Genomic DNA, 5517 nt, shown 5'->3' with positions numbered 1-5517 from the left:
TTCGTCACATCATGTGTGTCAATTAGTGCTATTGATGTTGCCTTGGTGGCGACCCCTTCAATAGGCTTTTCAAGAAATGTCTCAAGATCATGGCCAACCCAGAAAACAAGGTCAGCGTCTTGAAGTTGTTCTGCTTGTGACGGTTTCAGCGCGTATGTATGCGGCGAGCCAGCCCCATCGATGATTAGGAAGGGTTCGCCAACACCGTCCATAACGGCGGACACCAGAGAGTGAATAGGTTTGATTGAAGCAACAACGTTAATGTCAGCTTGTGCTATTGAGATATTTGAAGTGAGCATAGTTGAAGCAAGAAGGGCGGATGTCAGGTATCGCATTTTGGCACCTTTGAGCAAGATTTAGGGACAACATTATTGACGTAATGTTATAACATCACTAAATTTACATACGATCACTTGTATTACAAGATCAAATCGACATAATTCAGACTCGACATTATTCAGACTGTCCATTCACGCTAAGAGAGACAAATGCTCATATCGCTTGATAATGCTGGAATTTATAGATCAAAAAAATGGTTGGTTCGGGGGGTGTCGATGCGCGTCGAGCCTGGCGAAATTGTGACACTGATTGGACCAAACGGATCGGGCAAATCCACAACAGCGAAATTAGCTCTTGGTGTATTGGCAACCGATGAAGGAACGGCGTATCGCAAGCCAAAATTACGTGTCAGCTATGTGCCGCAAAAACTCGAATTAAGCTGGACTTTGCCTTTAACGGTAAGCCGCTTTCTGCGTCTCACGCACAAGGCCAATAAAACACAGATTCACAATGCGCTAGCCGCCACCGAAATGACGCATCTAGCAAATATGCAGATGAGCAATTTATCCGGTGGTGAATTTCAACGCGTTCTGCTTGCCAGAGCCATAATGAGTTCACCCGAATTGTTGGTTCTTGATGAACCGGTTCAGGGCGTTGACTTCAATGGTGAAATGGCGCTGTACAAGCTCATCGAAAAAATCCGTAATGAGCTTAATTGTGGTATTTTGCTCATCTCGCATGATTTGCATGTTGTGATGTCCACAACAGATCGGGTTATTTGCCTCAATGGCCATGTTTGCTGTTCTGGCACACCGGCATCGGTAACCTCTAGCCATGAATTCAAAACCCTGTTTGGTGAACACACCGCCTCTGGCCTTGCCCTTTACCAACATCAACATGACCATGAGCATCTTCCTGATGGTAGCATTGAGCCTGATGGCCATATTGAGGGCAAAGAGGCGGCTTTGGCGCATAATCACCTTACTGACAATGGCCTGTTGCCAACGGCAAGCAACACCACTGTTAGCGCCAAGAGGTCAAATGCAGATGTTTGATGATTTCTTTGTGCGTGCCGTAATCGGGGGCATAGGCGTTGCTTTGGTAGCTGGCCCGCTTGGCTGTTTCATAATTTGGCGAAAACTTGCTTATTTTGGTGACACGCTATCCCATTCGGCTTTGCTTGGCGTCGCCCTAGCATTGCTTTTTGAGGTCAATGTTACACTTGCTGTGTTTGTGGTTTCGGTTGCTGTTTCATTGATGTTGGTTTTCCTGCAACGCCGCGCCAGCCTGTCTTCAGATGCCTTGCTTGGTTTGCTTGCGCATTCCGCCCTAGCTATTGGCCTTGTCGCTTTGGCTTTCATGACCTGGGTCAGGGTTGATCTGATGGGGTTTCTATTTGGCGATATCCTATCCATTACAACGTTTGACCTTGCTATAATCTGGGGTGGCGGCCTGTCTGTGCTTATTGTGCTTGTGTTAATTTGGCGGGCATTATTTGCCGCTACCGTAAGTTATGAACTCGCCTTAGCAGAAGGTGCCAAACCGGATCATGTGAATATCATTTTCATGATATTGATGGCGGCGGTAATCGCTGTGTCATTAAAGATCGTTGGGGTATTGCTCATTACGGCATTGCTCATCATTCCGGCGGCAACGGCGCGGCGCTTTTCAAGCTCGCCTGAACAAATGGCATTTTTTGCCATCCTTATTGGCGTGATTTCAGTGTGGTCTGGGCTATTTGGCTCTCTTGAATTAGACACGCCTGCCGGGCCGAGTATTGTTGTGGCCGCGCTAATATGTTTTATTCTGTCTTTGCTGCCAATGCCATCAGGCCTATTCGGACATGATGGTCAAAACAAACGAGGCGACGGAAGCAACACCGGTGTCACAACAGATGATAAATAGTAACAACCTGTCTCAGAACCAAAAACTTGTCTTGGACGTCCTTGAAAAAGGAACAGGCGCGATGAGCGCATATATGATCCTTAATGAACTCAGGGATGTTGGTATGCGCGCACCACTTCAGGTTTATCGCGCGCTGGAAAAATTGATTTTAATTGGTCGGGTACATCGGCTGGAAAGCCTGAATGCCTTTATTAGCTGTTCGCATTTGTCATGTGAGAAAAACAGTGTGCCCGCTTTCGTAATTTGTAACAAATGTGACCAAGTTGAAGAAATATGTGACGATACTGTCTCACTTTTTCTTGCCGAATTAGAAGAAAAGACGAAATTCAAAACCTCCAAATCCAGCATTGAACTACATGGTGTTTGTGATGCGTGCGAAAATGCGTAATCCCTCTCGCTGTATCCCCTCTCGCTTCATTATCGGGGCAGTCTGCCTGATCATGGGGTGGGTTTCTGTGTCAAACGCGCACCCGCATATGTGGGTTGATTTGAAAAGCCAGATTATTCTCGATGGAAATGACAAGGTGTCAGCTATTTATCAGGAATGGCTTTTTGATGATTTTTTTTCGGCAGCGATGCTTGAGGAAGCCGCTTTGCACCCCGATGGGGTTGAGGTTGCTATCAAGCAAAAAGCTGCTGAACTTATGGAAAATCTGAAGCCCTATAATTATTTTACGCTGGCCAAACGTGATGGGGTCACTCTGCCGCTGATACAGCAAGGCGAGGCTGTAGCCGAAATCCGCGAAAATCGCTTCTGGATGGGCTTTACCGTGTTAATGAAAAGCCCTGTCGATCCTGCATCACAGGCTTTTTCTTACGCGATTTTTGACCCAACCTATTATATCGAGATGTATCATGCCGAGGGCGAGACCATTTCCTTTCAGGGCACTGCGCCGGATAATTGTCGTACGGAAATCTTGCAACCGAATCCGTCTGCCGATGCTATCGCCTTGTCCCAGTCATCCAGCCTAGACGACAACCCTGACACCACTATTGGCCGTCTTTTCGCAGAAACCATTCATGTAACATGCAAATGACTGGCTGGAAGACACCACTATTATTGTTTGGCATAGGAGCTGTTCTGACAGGCTTGATCTTTTGGTTAGGATCTGGCTTTAACCTTGTCTGGTCAGAATATTTGATCGCCGTGCAATCTGTGCAACGCGATTTGCATCAAAGCCTATCAGAAGCCTTGCGGCGTGTTGAAACTGATGGCTTTAGTGCATCTTTAGTGCTGATTGCCCTTAGCTTTTTTTATGGCGTGTTTCATGCCGCTGGGCCTGGACATGGCAAGATTGTGATCTCGACCTATTTGCTCTCGCATGAAAGCCAGTTGCGCCGTGGTGTGATATTATCACTTGCCGCCGCCCTGATTCAGGGTGTCACGGCGATAGTTATCGTTACATCGGCTGTTTGGTTTCTCGAATTATCGATGCGGCAAACACGAAGCATGGCCACTGATGTTGAAATCGCCAGCTTTGCATTGATAGCGCTAGTCGGTCTGATGATTGTGATTATGCGCGCATTACGCTTGATCAATATATTCAAGACATCTTCATCGCATGATGATGCACACCACCATGACCATCATGCACATGACTGTAACCATGCACATGGACCAACCGCCACCGATCTTGAAAGCCCGTTATCCTTCAGAACATTTATCGGCATCGTCATGTCAATCGGGATTCGCCCATGTTCTGGCGCGGTGATTGTTTTGCTGCTTGCATATGCGCTGAATCTTAAAATGGCCGGATTATTGTCCGTATTGGCGATGTCTTTGGGCACGGCTTTGACCGTCAGTTTACTGGCCACGATCTCTGTCTATCTTAGACAGACGGCCAAACGGCTACTGGTAATGTTGCCTGAGGGGAATCTGGCGCTGGGGCGCATAATGGATGTGGTTGGGCTTATCGGCGGCGTTGTCATCTTTGCTTTCGGCGCGGCACTCCTCAACATCGCGTTATTCGCGCCGGTTCATCCGTTCAGGTAAGATGAATTACAGCATGGCCAGACTCACCTTTGCCGAAGCTGACTGACACGATCAAATAACGCACCCCAAAGAATGCGCCACAAAAAGCCGCGTTAAGTGATGGCAAAAGCATCACCCCCATTAACGAAAATTTAATCAGTATGCGTTTACTATTCTCTCTTTGATAAAGGGGAGAAAGCAAATGGCACGATGGAATGAATTATCTTGGCGAGAGGATGTCTATAAAGCGGCAGAAGACTGGCGCGATAGATGTTTTTTCAAAGATGCGGCTTTGTTCAATGACAAAGCGATATGGACTGAACCTAATCTACGAGAAGTTCAGCGACGCATTATCCATAATGCAGACTATAGTGCTAAAGACTTTTGGGACAAACTCAGACTTCAACTTGAAGGGGGTGATGACGATAACTACCAATTAGTTGCTGAAATCATGTGGTTGATCTATCTATTTCCTCTTGGGCAAAAACTTGAAGGCGTAAGCATTTCTGTAAAAGCAGAAACAAAAATCCGAAGAATCAATCAAATCCTTTCTTGGGGCGGTTTACCAGACGCAAATGGACAAGTTATCTCTCATCCTGCGTTGTCGGGAATTGGGAGGGTTGGACGACGTTACAAACACTATTTTTATGCCATAGAGTTTTTACTCGATGTCACAATTGCATGGAAACTTTTGCCAACGGACACACAACAGGAACTAATTAAATCAGACAACGCATGGCAATTCTCCTTATGGTGTGATGATTTTCTGCAGGAAAAGCAAGTTCCTATGCGCCATGCACTCTTATTCTTTCTATATACAGACAAATTTGAGAGGATGGTGAGTTCTTCCGACAAAAAGCAAGTATTACGTGATTTGATTTATCTGTGTAGCAAGCGCCAGACACTCATGTTTCTAAACAATGGTGGGTTTGATTCACTGGTGGCAATAGATAAGGCCATTTTTGAGTTGCGCCAGACATTACAGCAATATCATAACCGTACAAATATTGACTTCTATCGATCCCCTATCGATGGCACTTGGGGAAAAATTGGAGCGCGATCCTTTTCTTCTAATATTAAATTGCAGGAATATGTTAATTCCTCAGACGACTTCAGCCTTGAAGCCACAGAAAATGAAGTGGGTGGTGGTCACGTAAAAGTTGAAACAAACATAGATGCCTTTCGGTTTGAGGAATTAGAACAAAAAGGCCACGCCAAGCAAACCGAGGGCGAAAGGAAGCTAGTCTCGCATTATGTTCGTGAGCGAAGTCCAAAGTTACGTATAGGCAAACTGCAAAAAGTAATCAAAGAACATGGCCATCTAAAATGCGAATGCTGTGGTACTAATGGTGATACATATT

General features: G+C 45.9%; 7 protein-coding genes. 6 read left to right on the top strand and 1 reads right to left on the bottom strand.

Going from position 1 to position 5517, the window contains the following annotated elements:
- Positions 1-335 (bottom strand): metal ABC transporter solute-binding protein, Zn/Mn family (locus ACTF7Q_RS04940; protein WP_438996747.1); only part of this gene is annotated, 335 nt, incomplete at its 3' end.
- 153 nt (positions 336-488) lie between these two features.
- On the opposite strand from ACTF7Q_RS04940, the gene ACTF7Q_RS04935 reads away from it, so the two are divergent.
- The 6 genes from ACTF7Q_RS04935 to ACTF7Q_RS04910 all read left to right on the top strand — a co-directional run.
- On the top strand, positions 489-1334 hold the full coding sequence (locus ACTF7Q_RS04935) for an ATP-binding cassette domain-containing protein (protein WP_438996746.1): 846 nt from the start codon (positions 489-491) through the stop codon (positions 1332-1334).
- On the top strand, positions 1327-2184 hold the full coding sequence (locus ACTF7Q_RS04930) for a metal ABC transporter permease (RefSeq protein WP_438996766.1): 858 nt from the start codon (positions 1327-1329) through the stop codon (positions 2182-2184). Before ACTF7Q_RS04935 ends, ACTF7Q_RS04930 begins: the two co-directional genes overlap by 8 nt.
- Positions 2174-2572: a Fur family transcriptional regulator gene (locus ACTF7Q_RS04925; RefSeq protein WP_438996765.1), complete on the top strand. Its 399-nt coding sequence runs from the start codon at positions 2174-2176 to the stop codon at positions 2570-2572. The genes ACTF7Q_RS04930 and ACTF7Q_RS04925 overlap by 11 nt, the downstream gene beginning before the upstream one ends.
- Complete coding sequence (locus ACTF7Q_RS04920) at positions 2553-3221, top strand: DUF1007 family protein (protein ID WP_438996745.1); 669 nt, start codon at positions 2553-2555, stop codon at positions 3219-3221. Before ACTF7Q_RS04925 ends, ACTF7Q_RS04920 begins: the two co-directional genes overlap by 20 nt.
- Positions 3218-4177: a nickel/cobalt transporter gene (locus ACTF7Q_RS04915; protein WP_438996744.1), complete on the top strand. Its 960-nt coding sequence runs from the start codon at positions 3218-3220 to the stop codon at positions 4175-4177. The genes ACTF7Q_RS04920 and ACTF7Q_RS04915 overlap by 4 nt, the downstream gene beginning before the upstream one ends.
- A 181-nt stretch (positions 4178-4358) precedes the next feature.
- The coding region (locus ACTF7Q_RS04910) for a hypothetical protein (RefSeq protein ID WP_438996743.1) at positions 4359-5517 on the top strand (1159 nt) is incomplete at its 3' end.

It is taken from the genome of Puniceispirillum sp. (SeqCode), from assembly GCF_965657105.1.
GTDB lineage: Bacteria > Pseudomonadota > Alphaproteobacteria > Puniceispirillales > Puniceispirillaceae > Puniceispirillum.
The sequence above is the reverse complement of the archived record's forward strand: the minus strand, read 5'-3'. Positions and strand labels throughout refer to the sequence as shown.